Source organism: Acidithiobacillus sp. TH-A35, from assembly GCF_057473505.1.
The window spans coordinates 1-1,927 of record NZ_JBYCKR010000318.1; the positions used below are offsets into that span (position 1 = coordinate 1).

The following is a 1,927-nucleotide window of genomic DNA, read 5'->3' on the forward strand; positions in this document are numbered from 1 at the left end:
AGATAATCATCCCGCTGCTGGCCTGCGGGACAAGTGCCATCGGGGTAGCGATAAACGAGACTATCTAAAGAAAACTGACAACGCTCTGCCACCCGCAGGGTTTCGGCCAGCAGCTCTGGGGGGTAAAGTTCTGCCAGTACGGGGCGCGGGCGCAGGTGACGCTCACCATTGCGGGCCAGTGCCCAGCCCAGATCTGCCAGCGGACGCCGCAGGCGGATGGCAGTGAGCACATCCTGCAAAAAACGACGGCTGCGCCGGTCCATGTGGACATCCCCGCAAGCCAGACAGGGAATATCCAGCGCCCTGCCCTGCTCCAGCGCCTCCCGAAGTTGCGCCGTATCGTCGCCGCTACGCAATAGTTCGACGCCGAGCCAGACATTTCCAGCGCCAAGATAATCCCTTACGGCGATGGTGCCGGCAGTATCAAAGCGCAGGCCTTGCGGACCGGGGAGAATGATGGCCAGACAACCCGCAAGTCCTTGCAAGTCCGCCAGCAGGGCCTGATACCTGCCTTTTTCCGCCCGTCCCCGGACGCGGGTGATGAAGCGGGATAGCGCGGCGTAACCGTCACCATCCCGCACCAGCAAGACGATGCGCGGGCCATCGGCCAGGGCGATTTCACTGCCCAGTATCAACGGAAAACCGATACTGCAGGCATGGCTATGGGCCCGCGCCGCACTGCTCAGGGAGCATTCCTCGGTAATGGCGAGGGCGCGATATTCCAAAGCTTGGGCGCGGTCCAGCAGGTCTTCCACGGTGCTGGCGCCCCGCAAAAAACTCAGTGCGCTCAGACAGTGGAGTTCGGCATACTCAGGCAAAGTAGCCATGCACATAGAAACGCGCCTGACGCCGGTCCCGATAGACCCAGCACTGGACCCCGGCAGGATGCCGCCAGCGGAAGTAATCCCGGCTCTGATCCCGGCCATCCCACCAGCCGCCTTCAATGCGCTCCACCTGCGCGGGCAGATGTAACGATGGTGCAGTGAGTGACCGTGCCTGCGCCAGCAACCAGAGGGGACGAGCGGGGTTGGCCTCCCCCTGCCCCGCTCCCGGCGGCACCCTCTGCCAAGCATAATCCGGGCGATGATCCGCGACTCCGGCGATGGCATGCACCGCGACAGCACCCAGACGCTGGCGTAGTTGCTCCACCAACTGCCAGCACGCCTCCTCTGCGCCATCCTGCCACCAGGCTACCTGTCGCCCCGACCAGTGTTGCGGCGCCAGTGCCTGCAAGCGCAGGGTATGCACAGCAAAATCCAGGGGCTGTTGTTGCAGCCGCCATTGCCAGAGCGTCAACAGCATCTCCACATCCGTGGCGGGATCGCGCACTTCCAGCGTGGAGGACCATTGCCGTCCCCGGCCCTGCAACTGCAGCAGCCAGGAGCGGCTGGCCTGCGCCTGCGTTCTGAGCAGGAGATGAATATCCTGCAAAGCGCGGTGCAGGGCGAAGCGCAGACCCTCCCAGTGGCTGATTTCACTGTGCAGGGGGATAGAAGCTTCCAGATCCGCCGGGAAGGACAGTGCGGAACGCGGATCACTTACCCTGCCGCTCAGACGATCCAGCACACGCAAAGGTTCGGGACCAAAGCGTCTGGCCAAGTCCGCGCGGTCCAGGGCCTGAAGTTGGGCGCAATGGCGAACACCCAAGGCCAGCAGGGCCGCACGGGTGGTGGCGGCGCAAGGCAGCAGAGTTATGGGGATTTGTGGCCAGAGCAGCGCCCAGTCGACGGCCCCCGGGCAAAAGCTGGAGCCCGGACCGGCTCCTTGCCATTGCGCCAGCAAGGCGGCACCCAGGGGTGTCGGAGCCACCCCGGCACTAACACTCAGCCGCGTCGCAACAGCCCATGCCGCCACGTCCTCCAATAGTGCCCTGCCCTGCTGCAAGCGGGTGTTACCGGTGATCTCCACCGCCAGTGTGGGTGAAATT

2 protein-coding genes are annotated in these 1,927 nt (G+C 64.1%); both read right to left on the reverse strand.

Going from position 1 to position 1,927, the window contains the following annotated elements:
* On the reverse strand, nucleotides 1-833 hold an 833-nt coding region (locus tag AC2VNK_RS10085; protein WP_486883659.1), incomplete at its 3' end, for a PHP domain-containing protein.
* On the reverse strand, nucleotides 811-1,927 hold a 1,117-nt coding region (locus tag AC2VNK_RS10090; RefSeq protein WP_486883660.1), incomplete at its 5' end, for a DNA polymerase Y subunit UmuC family protein. The genes AC2VNK_RS10090 and AC2VNK_RS10085, both read right to left, overlap by 23 nt.